The following is a 15,629-nucleotide window of genomic DNA, read 5'->3' as shown; positions in this document are numbered from 1 at the left end:
AAAACTATTGGTAAATATTGCTGCGTAATCATGCTCACAGGGTATAAATTCGAATCCATTCGCTTCTTAGATGATGAAAATATCGTCGCCTGGGAAGTTCTCTCCACCGCACCAGCGCAAATTAACCTTGAGCTTTTTTTCAGTAATATGGCGCTGGAAGCCAGATTGTCTCTTTTCTTTGCTCAGCTATCACATGTGCTGAGCACGCCTCCCAGCGGCAAGTATTACCTCAATGCCAATGCGGAGGTCCTGCTCACAGCTGATTTTTTGCAGCGCCTGTGCAGTGAGTTCGGCACGATTGAAAACATCGCCATTGAACTTACTGACCTGGAGCAGCTTCCGCTGCTCTCAGCCGACGATAGCCAGCGCCTGCGTGCGCGTATTGCTACGCTGCGGGAAATGGGTATCGCGGTCTGGGCCGATGACGTCCATGATGACATTCTGCCTTGCCTCGTAGAACAGGATTACCGTTTCTCTGGCGCAAAAATTGATAAGCATGCGTTCTGGACCGGTCGTGAATGCAAAGATGCCTTTCTCAAGCTTGCTCATCTGTGCAAAAAGATTGCCGATGAGGTTCTCGTGGAAGGTATTGAAACGCTTGCTGACTTCCAATTAGCCCGTGATTCACACGCTAATTATGGTCAGGGCTTTTTGTGGAATAAATAGCCATGATCTATCCGCCTTATCAGGTCGCTATCCTGAGCACAAACTATTTCCTATGGTTGGGGCTAAAGCACGCGCTTCCCTATATGGTGTGCCCAAACCCTGCTATTCAATGGCTGAATAAAGATAACGATGAGAGCGTATTTCAATTACGCGAAATAATTCTCCACGACGATAAAGAAGCAAAGTGGCTGGTCATTACTGAGCATAACCGGGTACAGGAAGTACAGCAATTTCTGCCGCCGGAACGCGCCTGCGTTTTCAGCGATAAACTCTCGCTCAGAGCACTGGGCCAGCAGCTTAATAAGCCTGAGTTCCGCCGGACCCTACGCAAAGAATCACCGCTAACGCAGTCAGAGATCCATGTTTGTTTATTGATAATATTGGGTTTTTCACCAAAGACCATTGCCGATATGCTGCATAAGTCACCGAAGACTATTTATACCCATCGTCGCAATGCCATGGCGAAGTTTCACTGCAATACGCTGGCGGAATTACACCGAAAGATTCGCACTGTAAATAACAGTTCACTTTATCACTAATAACCAAAAGAAATCATAAGCATTGCCTCTTAAATATTACCTCCGCGCTGCCTGATAGAAATAGTCCAGAAACGCGGAGTGAACATTTTAATTACATTGTTAGGAATAGGCTGAGATTTGGCGAATAAAAGTATCCTTTAGGAGGTAGCCAAATCTACTATTTGCGCAAATACCGTCCAGGAACACGTTTAATCCACGACTGCGTCAATTTATCTACCGGAGATTACCTATGAAAAGGATGCCTATCGTCATTTTCAGCCTGTTTTACTTGATGTCCCACTCTGCCCTGGCGGACAGTTCTGCCACAGCAACCATGCACGTTTCGCTGGAAGTGCTGAAGTCCTGCACGCTTCAGACCAACGATCTGAACTTCGCCAGCCACGGCTCTGACGAATCCCGTGAAATTAATACCACCACTCAGCTTAACGTGCTGTGTACCAACGGTACGCCGTTTAACCTCTCAGCGGCCAGCAGCGATAGCGAAAGTGACGGCACGTTTTGGCTCAAGCCAGAAGACAGCAGCCTCGGGGCACAGAACATTGCCTATAAGCTGTATGCCGATGAAAGCAAGAAAACGCCGGTCAACGCCAGCGGTGGGATTGAAGGGACCGGTACCGGGCAGACTCAATCGGAAACCATCGTTGGTGTTATCGAAGCAGGTGCTTTAACCAATGCCAAAGCCGGTTTGTACAGCGATGACGTCACCCTGAATCTGGTGTACTAAGCATGCGTCGTTTCTCTCTCTTTGCCCTTTGCTGGCTGGCCATTTTGTTCGCGTTTACCCACTACGCGCACTGCGCCACCCTGCAGGTCGCACCGGTGATGCTGAATCTTTCAACCGCCCAGCGCGCCGGTGCGCTGTACCTCACCAATACCGGAGACCAGCCCATTCACGCGCAGATCCGCGTTTATGACTGGACGCAATCCTCGGGTAAAGATGTCCTGACGCAGACGAACGAGGTTGTCAGCAGCCCGGCGGTAACGTCTCTGGCGCCCGGCCAGCGCCAGCTGGTACGCATTGTGGTGCTCAACCCTGCTCCCCATTCACAAGAGCAGAGCTTCCGGCTGCTGGTTGATGAACTGCCCCGTGCCCATCTCGGCACCGACGGCCAGAATGGCGTCCATTTCCTGCTGCGCTACTCCATTCCGCTGTTTATCGCACCTGAAGATGTGGCGCAAAAAGATGAAACCACGCAGCTCTCCTGCCAACAGGAAAATGGGGAAGTCTGGTGCCAGAACCACGGTAGTACACATATCCGCTTGAGCGACGTTCAGGCTATTGCTCGTAATGGGCAGGTGGTCGATTCGCTCTCAGGTCTGGCTGGCTATGTGCTTGCGGGGAAGCAATTTGCGCTGCCGTTTAAACGCCCTCACCGCGATTTACTCTTCTCCTTACGCGCTTATCTGAATGAACACACCCAAGCCAGTCAGCTCAGCGTGTATCCTGCTGCTGTGGTTAATAGCCATGCCGCTTCACGCTGAGCCGCCCGCTGAAACAACGCAGTATCTCTCCATCACCGTTAACCGTTCTCTTCATGACGGGCTATGGCCCGTTCGCGTCGACAACAGCGAGCTATGGATCAACGTGGAAGATGCGGCGCGGCTGGGTATCGCCATGCCAGAAGCATCCGCTCCGTGGGTTAACCTTGCGACGGTACAGGGTATTCAGGCCAGCTATGACGGCCTTCAGCAACAGCTCGCTCTTACGCTGCCTGAAGGGAAACTGGCCAGCGTGCAGCATCTGGAAACTGCACCTCACCCTGCGTCCGATGCCCTGCCTCAGGCCGATGAAATGGGCAATCTCACGCTGGATTACTCGCTCTACTCCAGCGAAACGCCAACGCTCAAACAGACGAGCTTACAAAGCCAGCTGCAAACCTCCGGCTGGTTGCCGGGTCAGCTTAGCAACAGCATGAATAGCCGTTTTCAGCGCGGAGATAACGCCACGCCAGAGGCCAACACGCGTCTGATGACCACCTGGCAGCTGGATTTCCCCGCCTCGCTCACCAGCATTTCACTGGGGGATAACGTGACGACGGGCGTGAACTGGAGCCGCCAGGTGCGTTTTGGCGGCCTGCATCTGGCGCGGAATTTTCAGCTCGACCCGCAGCTCAATACCGCCCCCCGCACGGCCTACAGCGACAGCGTGGTGTTACCGTCAACGGTCGATTTATATATCGACGGGCTTCAACAGAGCCACCAGCAGGTCACCCCGGGCAACTACGTGCTCAACACCCTTCCAACGTTCTCCGGCAGCGGTCAGGCGCAAGTGGTGATCACCGATATCAACGGTCAGCGCCGTGAAGTGACGCTCGATTTATACGGCGCCCCCAATATGCTGGCGCAGGGCGTCAGCAGCGGCTCGCTGGATATAGGCTGGCTGCGACAGCGCTATGCCGAGCGCTCCAACGACTACGCCGCCTCGCCGATGCTGGATGCCGGCTGGCGCTATGGCCTCAACAACAGCCTGACCCTCAGCACCCACACCGAGCAGCACCGGGATGCGCATAACCTCGGCGTATCGGGCGACTGGCTGGTTTCACCACTTTTGGGTATCGCCAGCAGCCATATCGCCGGTAGCCAAAGCCCGGCGGGGGATGGCGTGAAGTGGGGATTTGGCTATCAGTGGAACGGGCAGGGTTTGGGCGTCGCCGCCAGTACCAGCCGCAGCAGCGATGCCTGGACGGATATCGCACGGCTCTCCGGCAGCCTGCCGGTCAGACGCACCGACAACCTGTGGGTCAGCCAGGCGCTATCGGGCTGGGGAACCCTCGGCGCGGGATGGGTACGCCAGGACAGCGCCCGCTACCTTAATGCCAGTTGGTCAAAATCGTTCAGCAACCGCATCTCAACCACCTTCGCGTTTACCCATGCGCTCAACACGGGTGATAAGACCGTTCAGCTGATGCTGTCCGTTCCGCTTGGCCGTAACGACACGGTGTCGCTGCAGATGGGCAACCAATCCACGCGCGCAGACTATCGCCATCAGCCGGATTATCAGCTCGGCGGTTGGTCATGGCAGCTCAGCCAGAATAGCGGCAATACCCGGCAACAGCATGCCGATCTGGGGTATCTGAGCCAGTACGGCGAATGGCATACGGGGATAGACCGCGACAACCAAAGCAACAGCCACTATCTCAGCGGAGAAGGATCTTTCATTCTGCTGGACTCGCACCCCTACGCGCTGCGCTACAACCGCCAGGGCATTGCGCTGGTCACTACCGACGGCATTAGCGGCGTTCCGATTGCGGTGGAAAACCGCCCCGCGGGTACAACCGATGCTAACGGCTTTCTGCTGCTGACGGATCTGCCCCGCTACCAGAACAGCAAAGTTTCACTCGACCCGCTGAATTTGCCGCCAGAGGTGGTCACACCGCTCACGGAAATGCACGCCACTCCAGGGCGGAGTGAAGCCGTCAAAGTTGATTTCCAGGTACACCGTTCACGCTTAGTCAGCGCACAGCTTATCGATCGGCAGAACAGACCGTTGCCTATCGGCAGCCTTATCACCTTTGGCGATAGCCAATCTATCGTTGGCCGCGATGGCTTTATCTGGCTGGAAAACCCGCCGATGCCCGGCACGCTTGCAATACAGAGCCGCTCAGGACGCTGCGAAGTCAGTCTGCCAGCTTCCAGGGGCGAAACGACCATCAATCTGGGAGTCTTGCCGTGTCATTAAAAATCCCCCTCGTTCTGCTCCTGCTGCTGTGCGCGGGCCTCCTGTGCCGTCCGGCTCACGCCTCAAACTGCTGGATAACCCAGGGGGAAACCTCTGCCTTTGGTACGCTGGTCACCGGCAGCGGCAGTTCGACGCACGCGAGCGTAAAATTCAGCTGCTACGCCGACTACGGCGAGACCCGTTACTTCAAAGTCTGCCTGAGCAGCCTGGATACCTCACCGTTTAAAATGACCTCAAACGGCGATGAAGAGGGTAAGCAGTACACCATGCTGTTTCGCCTCTATAACACCCTCGATACCAGCCAGGAACTGACCTCACAAGCATCGGGACGCGCGCTGCAAACCTCACTCACCGCGGGGGGAAACCAGGTTGTTGGCGGGACATTTCCCCTTCTGGCCTCCATACCGGCCGGGCAGAGTAACCTGCCGGTACGCAGCTACTTTAACTACACCATGGGGCTAAGGCTGACCTGGAATAGCGCGACGTCCACGGCATCCCTGCACGACTGTCAGGATGGTGAGAACGAAGGGGAAGCCATCGACAACTCCTCCAGCGCCAGCGCTACGCTATCCGACAGTTGTTTTATCCAGAGCGTCACGCCGCTGGATTTTGGTACGGTCAACAGCACATCGCTGATGTCGCGGGTCGCTTCAACCGCCACCATTCGTTCTCGTTGCCCGGTGGGGACGCATTACTCCTTGGGCATCAGCACCGGTGAAAACGCCTCTGGAAGCCAGCGACAGCTGTGTAACGATAAGCATCAGTGTCTGCAATACGCGCTGTGGCAGGATGCGGCGGCAACCACTCCCTGGGGAGAACAGATCGGCAGCAATACGCTGGAGGTCACGCACGAAGACGGAAATGTACAGAACTTCACCGTTTACGGCACCGTACCTCCGCAGACGCTCACCGGTACCGGCTTGTTTAGTGACGACGTGGTGATTACGCTTACTTATTAATCAGATTTGGGCGCGCCGGATCAATGTTACCGATAACAACTCGAGTTAACATGGTCATCTACACGCGAAAACCACCTTGCTTCCCCGATCCGGATCGCTGAAAAACATGAAATATCTGCTCGCGAACGTGCTTGTTTATGACAACGAGGACGGTTCACTGACACTACAAAACGATCCCGACTCGGACAGTCAGGTGCTCACCTGCACGGCGCAACATATCCTCAACCTGCTGATTGCCCATCACGGCATGGTGGTCGAGCGAGAAACGTTCTTTGAACAGGTGTGGGATGAGCGAGGCCTGCGCGGCTCCAGTAACTCACTGAATCAGTACATCAGCATTCTGCGGAAAATTTTCGCCACGCTGGTGCCTGACAGCCCGTTTATTGTCACCGTGCCAAAAGTCGGGTTTATGTTCAGCGCAGAGACCTCCATCGTGCCGCTTTCTGCCCCACGTGTCCCTACGGTGGCTAAACCCGAAAAAATCTCCCGCGCCAGAAATTTTACCGCCCTCTACGCACTGGTCACGGTTATCGTGCTCACGCTCTGCGGCACAGCAATCGCCTGGAAAAACCAGCAGCAGCAGGCTGAGATCTATTTACTGGATCATATCGACACCTGCCCGGTCTACACCCTCGCTCCGCTGGCAGATGTCTTCCGGGAGCGGGCTAAAACACTGATAAAACAGATTAAAAACGACGGAGCATTCTCCTGCCTGAACCATTCGGTGTTCTACGCGCACATTCAGGATCCCCTGCTGTACGGTGATGACGGCCGACTGGTACTCTCGCAATGCTCTCAGTTTCTTGGCAAAGCCAGCGCCTGCCAGACGCTCTATTACTACGAGTGGCAAAAGTGAAAAAGCATAAACGGCTGATTGTCGTCCTTCTTGTTAACCTGCTGATTATCCTCGGCACCTCGCTCTGGATACACAACACCACGCGCCTCTCCATGACCTGTCAGGGCAGCCTGACCTATAAGGACAGCCATCAGGACAACCGCTTCTCATTTGAAGGAATGGTGGTGATGCACTTTGCGCCTGACGGTACCGGCTATTTCAATATGAACGGCGAGGTGCTTAACGATGGGCAACATACTAAAGTGTCTCGCCAGGAGAGCTTTGACTGGCACTACGTGCATGAAACGTTTTACGAGCTACGCATCAAACAGGTCGAGAAGTTTGGTCACGATAACGTGCCCGCAGGGGTATTTGAAAAATATGCGCTGGGTATTACCCCTGGTCAGAAACGGCTGTTGAGCATTCGCAAAACGCCGGATAATGCGATGATTATCAGTAACTTTTATTCGCCAATTTTGGTTTGCGCTGGCTGATCACGGGCTATAGCGCAAGAAGTGGCGCACGGCATGGCGTATGAATCACGCTGCGCCATGCGCCTGATACTGAGCTCATGCGCCCTGACAGGGGCGCATGTCATATCAGAAGGTTTCCCAGTTTTCCCCGGTGTCGGTTGCCGCCGCTTTACGCAGCGTACCCGGCGCTGGCGCAGCGGCTACGCTGACCGGTTCGCGCGCGGTGCTTGCCTGGCCCTGCTGGATGCGGAACACGGCCACCGCCTGCGTCAGTCGGCTAGCCTGCTCTTCCAGCGCGGCGGCGGCTGCTGCAGACTCTTCCACCAGCGAGGCGTTCTGTTGGGTGACACGGTCCATTTCCGATACCGCCAGGCCAACCTGGTCGATACCCCGGCTCTGCTCGTCAGATGCGGAAGCAATTTCGCCCATGATATCGGTTACGCGGGTCACCGCATTCACGATTTCATCCATGGTTTCGCCCGCGCTTTCTACCAGCGTGGAACCGAGGTCGACACGGTTTACCGAGTCTTCAATCAGACTCTTAATTTCCCGTGCCGCCTGGGCGCTGCGCTGCGCCAGGTTGCGAACTTCACCGGCGACCACTGCAAAACCACGCCCCTGTTCACCGGCACGTGCGGCTTCCACCGCGGCGTTCAGTGCCAGAATGTTGGTCTGGAAGGCAATACCGTCAATCACGCTGATAATGTCGGCAATTTTCTGCGAACTGGCGGTGATATCACGCATGGTCTGCACCACGTTATCCACGACTTTACCGCCCTTCTGCGCGGTTTCCGATGCGCTCAGCGCCAGATGGCTCGCCTGACGGGCGTTTTCGGCGTTCTGCTTCACGGTCGCCGTCAGCTCTTCCATACTCGCCGCCGTCTCTTCCAGAGAAGCCGCCTGCTGCTCGGTACGTGAAGAGAGGTCGTTGTTGCCCATCGCAATTTCACTCGCGCCGCTGTAAATCGCGTGAGCCCCCTGACGAACTTCACCCACGGTGCGCGCCAGTTCACCCTGCATATGGCGCAGAGAGTGTGCCAGCTCGCCCATTTCGTTGTCGCTTTCCACGTCGATGCGTTTGACCAGGTCACCGCCCGCAATGTGGCGAATGCTGTCGATTAAACGATTCAGTGGTTCGATAAGCGTCTTGCGCACGCCCAGCCAGACGGAGATGATCACGGCCAGTACGGCGATCATCACGCTAAACAGGATCCACATGGCCTGCGTGTAGGAGGCATTGCTGTCGTTGACCGCCAGGTCGTACAGGCTGTCGTTCTGTTGCAGATAGTTGACGTACGCCTTCTCAAAGCCGTCCTGATAACCCTGAGTCGGTTGGTCGAAGAAGTCGTTGATTTTGCCTGCGCCCAGCAGTTGGATAAGTTCGGACAGCGCGCCGTGGTAGATATCGTAGTTACGTTTGATTTCCAGCGCCGCCGCTTCGCTCTGACGCGGGTCACGCGGCATCGCTTCGTACTCGGTCCAGCGTTTTTCCGCATCTGACAGTGATTTGGTGGCAATCTGCATCAACTCGGCAACGGTAGCGCCGCTGCCGATATTGTTCTGATCCATCATGTAACGGATCCCTGCACGGTTGAGAGTATTGCGGGTTTGCAGCAGAGCAACCCAGCTCCCGTTCAGCCCGGACTGCTGCTGACGCACAGTTTGCAGAATGGTGAAGTTCTCTTTGTCATGCTTCAAAGAGTTAAAGAACAGTCCCCCTGACGCCAGCTGTAACAGGCCAAACAACACCAAAACCAGCACGAGGCTGGTGACGATCTTTATACGTTTTAACATGTTTCTCTTTCCTCCGGACGAATAACGAGTTTTCGGCGGGAAAAGACAAAACTTTATAGAAATTGTGACTATTAATACGGGTAGCGGCGCGATTTTGCATCACCGAGCGTGCCTGTTCCCCTCACCCTAGCCCTCTCCCCATAGGGGAGAGGGAACCGATGAGTGCAGATTGACGGATCGCGTAGCCCGGCCAAGCGGAGCGCCGCCGGGGATGCTCGTTACCCGCGCAGCGCACAAATCTCGTCGTACAGGCCACGAGAAACATCCAGCCCATGTAGCTCACTTTGCTCGCGCGCCAGATAGCGCCGCTCGCCAGGCAGTCTCGCGCCCTGCGCCTGCATGCCGCTAAACAACGTCTCAGCGCGCGCCAGATGCGCCCCGGCTTCTGCTCCCAGGAAACGCTGCGGATCAAACGCCAGAATCAGCTCGCCGCCGTACGGCAGGCCGCCCGCGCCGTTATCCCACGCCAGCGATTCGGCGCTGGTCATATCGCCAATCAGCGGGCCGGCGAACAGCTCCACCATCGCCGCCAGCGCCGAGCCTTTATGGCCGCCGAAGGTCAGCATCGCCCCGTCCAGCACCGCCTGCGGGTCGGTGGTTGGCTGGCCGTCGCTATCAATCCCCCAGCCTTCTGGAATTGGCTTACCCGCCCGTTGGTGCAGCTGAATTTCACCGCGCGCCGCGGCGCTGGTCGCCATATCAAAAATAAACGGCGGCTTCGCACCGCGCGGCCAGCCGAACGCAATCGGGTTGGTGCCGAACAGCGGTTGGGTGCCACCCGCCGGGGCCACCCACGCATGGCTTGGCGTACAGGCGTAACCCACCAGCCCCACGTCGGTCAGCGGTTCCACGTCGGCAAACAGCGCCGAGAAGTGCACGCAACGGTTGATCGCCAGCGCCGCAATCCCACAGTGGCGAGCTTTTTCAATCAGCAACGGCAGCGCCTTTTCATAGGCACACAGCGAATACGCCCCGTTAGCATCCGCTTTAACGATAGCGGGCGCCTGATCGACAATCGTCGGTTCCGCATCCGGCGACACCTTGCCTTTGCGCAGAGTTTCTACGATCCCCAGCAGGCGCCACAGGCCGTGTGAGGCACAGCCGTCGCGTTCACCCGCAGTGACGTTGCGGGCGATAGCGTCGGCGTGTGCGGCTGAAAATCCGTTTGAGCTGAGGACGTCGAAGGCCAGTTGATAGGCTTCCTTAAGCGCGATGTTTACCGTTGTCATGTTTTTCTCCATATTGTCGGACAGGCTTTAGCGTAGACGGAGGCGCAGGTTTTACTTAGTTAACATATTGATTTACATCACATTTATTTTATTAAGCGCCAGCAATGTTCTCGCTAAACTCTATCACGCCTTTAATCAGCCGTGGATTATTGATGACATCTCGTTCATAGGTGCTACCCAACTCATCAAAGTGCAACCGGTGAGTCAGCAGCATGTCGGCGCGCAGCAGCCCACGCTGCATCAGCTCCCCCACCCGCGCAAAGTCCGCTTTTGTGGCGTTTCGGCTGCCCAGCAGCGTGGTCTCTTTTTTATGGAACTCCGGATCAGAGAACTGCAGGTCGCCTTTAAACAGGCCGACAAACACAATGCTGCCACCGTGGCGAATCAACTCCACCGCGCGATTCATCGACTGCGCGCTGCCGGTGGCATCAATCACCGTCTGTGCAAGGTCATCGCCAAAGCTATCGCGCAACTGAGTGAGGAAGTCATCGGCCAGCGGATCGAGAGCCGGTAACGCCAGCTGGTGCGCCACGTGCGCGCGGCGCTCCGGGCTAGTATCCACCATCACCACCTGCGCGCCTTCCGCCGCCGCAATGGCTGCCGTCCCCAGCCCAATTGGCCCCGCGCCCACCACCAGGACCGCGTCACCGGGCTTCACGGCCGCGCGGCGAACCGCATGTGCGCTGATGGCAAACGGCTCAATCAGCGCAACCGCTTCGGGCGCAATGCCTTCCGCCAGCAGGATGTTTTGCTCAGGCACGCATAAATATTCGCTGAACCCGCCATCACGATGGACGCCAATCACCGCAATATTTTCACAGCAGTTCTCTCGCCCGCTCCGGCACGCAGAGCATTCATGGCAGGAGACATAGGGGATCACCGCGATCTGCTGACCAACGTGCCAATGGTCAGTCTGGCTGCCGAGCGCGACGATCGTCCCGCAAATTTCATGCCCTAATACGCGAGGGTAGCTGAAAAAAGGTTGTTTCCCTCGCCACGCATGAATATCTGTTCCGCAGATACCAACCGTTTTTACCTTTATTAAGACCTCATGTTGTTGTGGTTTTGGAATATCTCTTGATTGCCACGTTAATTCACCCGGTTGCTGACAAACCCATGTTTTCATCATTGCCATTACGACGTCTCCTGTTTTCGTTATGGTTGTTATTGTGGATTTCAGAGCGTTTCAGCATCAGCGGAATAAATTCTTGTGAATATCAGCGCAGAAATATGTTTTAAATTCGTCTTTAATAAACCACAGGGGGAGATAACCATGAGCCGTTCGCAAAATTTACGCCGCAGCGTCGTCAACCAAATTATTGATGGCATCGCCCAGGGCCATATTCCGTCGCCGCTACCGGCGCAGTCCTCACTGGGCGACATGTACAACATCAGCCGCACTACCGTTCGCCACATTCTTTCGCATCTACAGGTGCGCGGTGTACTGGAAAAAATCAATAATGATTACATCGTGATACGCAAGCCTGATGCTCTGGATGGCTTTGAGTGCACCCAGGCACCGCTTGAGGAGCAGACGCAGATTTTTGAGCAGGCGTTTTTCTCCATGATCAACCAGCGGCAGTTAAAGGCCGGGGAAGTGATGAGTGAAATTCAGTTGGCCAAAATGGCGGGAGTGAGTCCGGTTGCCGCGCGGGAATATTTACTGAAGTTTGGCCGCTATAATCTTATCGTGAGCGAAAAACGTGGTCTGTGGCGAATGAAAGAGTTCGATCGCGCTTACGCCGAGCAGCTATTTGAATTACGTGAAATGTTAGAGTTACATGCTTTACAGCGTTTTTTAAGCCTGCCCGATAATGACCCACACTGGCTACGGGCAAAAACCCTTCTGGAATATCATCGCCAGCTGCGCGACAATATTGGCGATAATGTCAAAACATTCTCGCAGCTCGATCGTGATTTTCATTCACTGCTGCTCTCCGCAGCCGATAATATATTTTTCAATCAGTCATTAGAAATTATCTCGGTTATTTTCCACTTCCACTATCAATGGGATGAAAGCGATCTGAAACAGCGCAATATTATCGCCATCGACGAACATATGATGATCCTGATCGCCCTGATCTGCCGGAACGATCTCGACGCCACTCTGGCGTTACGTAACCATTTAATGACGGCGAAGCAGTCGATGATCCGTTCGATCGATCAAACCGCTCGCCGTTAATCCCGTTACGGCAGCGTCTGCACCTGCCGCTGAGGCCGGTCCTGATCGCCGATAAAGTGGCTCATCGCCAGCAGCATTTCCAGCGCTTCATGGCGGCGCAGATAGCGCCGAGGGTGAAAGCGCCCTTCGTGGTTACAGCGCAGAAAACCAAAAGCCACGGCGCGCTGGGCGTTAGTGAGGTAAATATCCCGCAGAAGGCGGCCATCGGTGAAGGTCGATTGCAGCATCGTTGAGGCGTTGCGATACGACACCCCGCAGCTCATCATGGCAACCGTGGCGGCCTCTTCGCGGCGAATCGGTTTATCCGGGTTAAATTTCCCTTTATCAAGCGCCATCATGCCGCGCTGAATCAGCGCTTCGATGCCCGGATACCAGACGGAATCCGCCGCCAGATCGTCAATCACCAGGCCGCAGGATGGCTGATACTGCAGCCCCCATAGCCGGATCACCATTTGTGCCAGCTCAAACCGGGTGATGCACTCCGCGCCGCTGTCGTTATCGAGAATGCCCCGCGCCCGCAGAATGCCCGCGTTGACCGACTCGCCGCTTGCCAATTGAATGCAGCCCTCCGGCCCAATCAACCAGGGCTTGCCGAGCAGGCTCATCTGCCCATGGTGTACCTGGCAGCGAACAAAACGCCCGCTCATGGTCGGCGTTAGCGACAGAATGTCCCCTTCACCGAGCGGCGTCATTGGCCCGTCCGCCGTTTTACCCAGCCACCAGTCGTAGCGCAGCACCGCGTCATCGTTCCCCGGTAGCGTCGCCACCGCGCGCAGATAATCCCCGACCTGCGGCAATCCGCGGACAAAAAGCTGCACCGGGCGCGGATAATCGAGCCCGTTGATCACCACGTTTTCCATTTTAACGCCGCGTCCCCAGTGGGCGGCATGCAGCGGGTTCTCGACGTCGTGAAGGCGGATATCTTTCAGCACCAGCCCCTCAATCGGCGACTGCGGCAACCCTTCAATAAACAGGCCGTACTCTCCGCCGCTCGCTTCCAGATCTTCAATCACGATATTGCGAAAGCGCGGTAAATGGCTCCCGTAGACCCCTTCGGCATAGTTCATGGTGGCGTGGACCACGGCATCGCGCACCCGCTTCACCTTAGAGTGACGCAGCCAGACGTTTTCAATCACCCCGCCGCGCAGCGCGTTGGCCTTCAGGCGCAGGGGATAGGTTAACGCCGGGCTGTCGAATTCGTTGCCCGCGGCAAAAACGTTGCGGATGCCGCCGCTCATTTCACTGCCCAGCGCGATGCCGCCGTGGCCATCGGCGAAACGGTTATTACGGATGATGATATTTTCGCAGGGAATATTGGCTTCACGCCCGTCACGATCGCGCCCGGATTTAATGGCAATGCAGTCATCACCGGAATCAAACAGATTGTCTTCAATCAGCACATCGCAGCAGCTTTCCGGATCCACACCGTCGTTGTTGTGGCCGTGCGAGCGTAGCGTCATGCCGCGCACCGTCACGTTGCGGCACATAACCGGGTTGACCTGCCACATCGGCGAGTTGCGTAGCGTGACTCCCGCCAGCAGCACGTTCTGGCAGTGCAGCGTCTGGATAAACATCGGGCGTAAATAGTGGCCGTCGCCAAAACGGCGCTCCGCCACCGGCACCCCGTTGAGGTTCATTTCGCGTAGCCGCAGGCTCGCGGGGCGCTGCAAATTTTGCGCGTGAGTCGACCAGGCGTGTTCAATCTGATGGGTCCAGTGCCACCACACGCTTTCGCTGGCCTGCCCGTCCAGAGTACCGCTGCCGGTCAGCGCGATGTTCTGCGCATGACGCGCGTAGATCAGCGCCCGGTAATTCCACAGGGGCGAGCACTCCCAGTGACCATAGGCCAGCGGATAGTGCGCTTCGGTGGTGTCGGTGGTGAACAGCAGCACGCTTTGGCGGCTTTCCAGATGCAGATCAATGTTGCTCAACAGCTCCAGCGAGCCGGTAAGGTAGCGCCCAGCGGGCACCACCACGCGGCCGCCGCCCAGCGCGTGCAGTTGGAAAATCGCCCGCTGAAGGGCATCGGTATCCAGCGTCGTCCCGTCACCGACCGCACCACAATCGCGTACGTTTATCTCTCTGGCGGGAAACTGCGGATCGCGGATCCGCGCCAGAATCTTTCTCTCTTCCTCCACGCTCAGCACTACGCTGGGGTTTATGGTCATCACCTTGTCCTTAAGTTCAGATTATAAATGGGCGAGCGCTTCCCCTAACGCCAGCATCGCCAGCGACTGCCCGTAGGCGCGCTGACGTACGCGAATATCCAGATAATGCTGCAAATCGCGCCCGACTGACGTTCCGGCTGACACATCCGCCACTTCACCGTGTTCATTAATTCGTGCCATCAACGCCTGCACACCCGCCCAGCCCGCATCGCGGCAACGGTTATCCAGCAGGCCAAGCCGCGCGCCTTTCAGCAAGGCATAGGTCAGCCCAGCGGTGCCCGATGCTTCCTCGTAGCTTTCGGGGTGATCGATAAGCGTCGACCACATGCCGTTGCTGTGCTGATAGTGCACCGCCGCCAGCATCTGTCGAACAAACGCTTCGCGGATAAAACGGGTATTCGCCGTCTCTTCCGTCACCATCTCCAGAAAATCCACGCTGCCCGCAGCGGCCCAGCCGTTGCCACGCCCCCACAGCGCCGCACCGTAGTTGTTGCGGTCGATAAAGCTCCAGCCGTGCATCCACAACCCGCTACGGCGGTCGATCAGGTACTTGATGTGCAGTAAAAACTGGTACGCCACATCGTCCATATAGCGCGGCTTATCCAGCAGCAGCGACGCTTTTGCATGGAATAAGCCGCTCATAAACAGCGTATCCACCCACAGCTGCTCTTCGTTCAGGTGGTCGCTGGTACAGTGGGTAAAGCCATTTTCCTGGGTGCGCAGCAGGCGCGTATCAATCCAGTCGGCATACTCGGCAATGTCTGCCTGCCAGGCCGTTTCGCCTGATTCCATCGCCATACAGGTGGCCGTCAGCATCGGCGCCATGCGGTTGATGTTCTTTTCCGGCAGACCTTCCGCCATGCGTCGCGAGAACCAGCCGTTGAGGTAGGCCAGGTAGCGCGGCTCGCGGGTGATGTGGTACAGCCGCCAGATGCCGTAAATCCCAACGCCCTGCGACCAGTCCCAGTTTTCAATCGACAAGTCGGAGGCGATAACCTTCTGTTTTTTAAGCTCGGCATCGTTGGTGCGTACCACAATCAGCTCATTAAACAGCGTATCCAGTTTGCTTAGAATGGACTCTTTCAATAATTGCGACATAACCACC

General features: G+C 56.3%; 14 protein-coding genes. 9 read left to right on the top strand and 5 right to left on the bottom strand.

All coding sequences use genetic code 11. The annotated features are described in order from the left end of the window. Positions 1–30 precede the first annotated feature (30 nt). The 8 genes from AB2B48_RS21025 to AB2B48_RS20990 all read left to right on the top strand — a co-directional run bounded on the left by AB2B48_RS21025 (position 31) and on the right by AB2B48_RS20990 (position 7,172). Positions 31–666, top strand: a complete 636-nt coding sequence (locus AB2B48_RS21025) for an EAL domain-containing protein (RefSeq protein ID WP_368300113.1) — start codon at positions 31–33, stop codon at positions 664–666. Positions 667–668: 2 nt separating this feature from the next. Next, positions 669–1,205: a helix-turn-helix transcriptional regulator gene (locus AB2B48_RS21020; protein WP_185668226.1), complete on the top strand. Its 537-nt coding sequence runs from the start codon at positions 669–671 to the stop codon at positions 1,203–1,205. Between the two features lie 229 nt (positions 1,206–1,434). Continuing rightward, complete coding sequence (locus AB2B48_RS21015) at positions 1,435–1,929, top strand: spore coat U domain-containing protein (protein WP_220440308.1); 495 nt, start codon at positions 1,435–1,437, stop codon at positions 1,927–1,929. A gap of 2 nt (positions 1,930–1,931) precedes the next feature. After that, positions 1,932–2,687: a molecular chaperone gene (locus AB2B48_RS21010; protein WP_368300111.1), complete on the top strand. Its 756-nt coding sequence runs from the start codon at positions 1,932–1,934 to the stop codon at positions 2,685–2,687. After that, positions 2,671–4,884, top strand: a complete 2,214-nt coding sequence (locus AB2B48_RS21005) for a fimbria/pilus outer membrane usher protein (RefSeq protein WP_368300110.1) — start codon at positions 2,671–2,673, stop codon at positions 4,882–4,884. Before AB2B48_RS21010 ends, AB2B48_RS21005 begins: the two co-directional genes overlap by 17 nt. After that, positions 4,875–5,843, top strand: a complete 969-nt coding sequence (locus tag AB2B48_RS21000) for a spore coat U domain-containing protein (RefSeq protein WP_368300109.1) — start codon at positions 4,875–4,877, stop codon at positions 5,841–5,843. The genes AB2B48_RS21005 and AB2B48_RS21000 overlap by 10 nt, the downstream gene beginning before the upstream one ends. A 106-nt stretch (positions 5,844–5,949) precedes the next feature. Continuing rightward, positions 5,950–6,699, top strand: coding sequence for a winged helix-turn-helix domain-containing protein (locus AB2B48_RS20995; protein WP_185668221.1), 750 nt, complete (start codon positions 5,950–5,952; stop codon positions 6,697–6,699). Further along, complete coding sequence (locus tag AB2B48_RS20990; protein ID WP_317983851.1) at positions 6,696–7,172, top strand: FidL-like protein; 477 nt, start codon at positions 6,696–6,698, stop codon at positions 7,170–7,172. Before AB2B48_RS20995 ends, AB2B48_RS20990 begins: the two co-directional genes overlap by 4 nt. A 105-nt stretch (positions 7,173–7,277) precedes the next feature. Here the strand turns inward: AB2B48_RS20990 and tsr are convergent, their stop codons facing one another. The 3 genes from tsr to AB2B48_RS20975 all read right to left on the bottom strand — a co-directional run bounded on the left by tsr (position 7,278) and on the right by AB2B48_RS20975 (position 11,309). Continuing rightward, positions 7,278–8,945 carry a methyl-accepting chemotaxis protein gene (gene tsr, locus AB2B48_RS20985; protein ID WP_185668218.1) on the bottom strand — a complete coding sequence of 556 codons (1,668 nt, stop codon included), beginning with the start codon at positions 8,943–8,945 and terminating at the stop codon, positions 7,278–7,280. Between the two features lie 218 nt (positions 8,946–9,163). Continuing rightward, on the bottom strand, positions 9,164–10,174 hold the full coding sequence (locus AB2B48_RS20980; RefSeq protein WP_368300107.1) for an Ldh family oxidoreductase: 1,011 nt from the start codon (positions 10,172–10,174) through the stop codon (positions 9,164–9,166). A gap of 91 nt (positions 10,175–10,265) precedes the next feature. Continuing rightward, positions 10,266–11,309 (bottom strand): zinc-binding alcohol dehydrogenase family protein, encoded by a 1,044-nt coding sequence (locus tag AB2B48_RS20975; RefSeq protein ID WP_368300106.1) that lies wholly within the window; start codon positions 11,307–11,309, stop codon positions 10,266–10,268. A gap of 138 nt (positions 11,310–11,447) precedes the next feature. Here AB2B48_RS20975 and AB2B48_RS20970 point away from each other — a divergent pair, with 138 nt between their 5' ends. After that, positions 11,448–12,356, top strand: coding sequence for an FCD domain-containing protein (locus tag AB2B48_RS20970; protein WP_368300105.1), 909 nt, complete (start codon positions 11,448–11,450; stop codon positions 12,354–12,356). Positions 12,357–12,361: 5 nt separating this feature from the next. Here the strand turns inward: AB2B48_RS20970 and AB2B48_RS20965 are convergent, their stop codons facing one another. Then, on the bottom strand, positions 12,362–14,524 hold the full coding sequence (locus AB2B48_RS20965; protein WP_368300103.1) for a glycosyl hydrolase family 28 protein: 2,163 nt from the start codon (positions 14,522–14,524) through the stop codon (positions 12,362–12,364). A gap of 21 nt (positions 14,525–14,545) precedes the next feature. Then, positions 14,546–15,622: a glycoside hydrolase family 88/105 protein gene (locus AB2B48_RS20960; RefSeq protein ID WP_333500520.1), complete on the bottom strand. Its 1,077-nt coding sequence runs from the start codon at positions 15,620–15,622 to the stop codon at positions 14,546–14,548. Positions 15,623–15,629: the final 7 nt, after the last annotated feature.

This window comes from Kluyvera sichuanensis (assembly GCF_040930405.1).
Lineage (GTDB): Bacteria > Pseudomonadota > Gammaproteobacteria > Enterobacterales > Enterobacteriaceae > Kluyvera > Kluyvera sichuanensis.
The sequence above is the reverse complement of the archived record's forward strand: the minus strand, read 5'-3'. Positions and strand labels throughout refer to the sequence as shown.

Bases quoted from the DNA above. Each gene is read 5' to 3' on its own strand.
- AB2B48_RS21025 (WP_368300113.1), top strand. From the start codon at position 31: ATGCTCACAGGGTATAAATTCGAATCCATTCGCTTCTTAGATGATGAA.
- AB2B48_RS21020 (WP_185668226.1), top strand. From the start codon at position 669: ATGATCTATCCGCCTTATCAGGTCGCTATCCTGAGCACAAACTATTTC.
- AB2B48_RS21015 (WP_220440308.1), top strand. From the start codon at position 1,435: ATGAAAAGGATGCCTATCGTCATTTTCAGCCTGTTTTACTTGATGTCC.
- AB2B48_RS21010 (WP_368300111.1), top strand. From the start codon at position 1,932: ATGCGTCGTTTCTCTCTCTTTGCCCTTTGCTGGCTGGCCATTTTGTTC.
- AB2B48_RS21005 (WP_368300110.1), top strand. From the start codon at position 2,671: ATGCCGCTTCACGCTGAGCCGCCCGCTGAAACAACGCAGTATCTCTCC.
- AB2B48_RS20995 (WP_185668221.1), top strand. From the start codon at position 5,950: ATGAAATATCTGCTCGCGAACGTGCTTGTTTATGACAACGAGGACGGT.
- tsr (WP_185668218.1), bottom strand. From the start codon at position 8,945: ATGTTAAAACGTATAAAGATCGTCACCAGCCTCGTGCTGGTTTTGGTG.
- AB2B48_RS20980 (WP_368300107.1), bottom strand. From the start codon at position 10,174: ATGACAACGGTAAACATCGCGCTTAAGGAAGCCTATCAACTGGCCTTC.
- AB2B48_RS20975 (WP_368300106.1), bottom strand. From the start codon at position 11,309: ATGGCAATGATGAAAACATGGGTTTGTCAGCAACCGGGTGAATTAACG.
- AB2B48_RS20970 (WP_368300105.1), top strand. From the start codon at position 11,448: ATGAGCCGTTCGCAAAATTTACGCCGCAGCGTCGTCAACCAAATTATT.
- AB2B48_RS20965 (WP_368300103.1), bottom strand. From the start codon at position 14,524: ATGACCATAAACCCCAGCGTAGTGCTGAGCGTGGAGGAAGAGAGAAAG.
- AB2B48_RS20960 (WP_333500520.1), bottom strand. From the start codon at position 15,622: ATGTCGCAATTATTGAAAGAGTCCATTCTAAGCAAACTGGATACGCTG.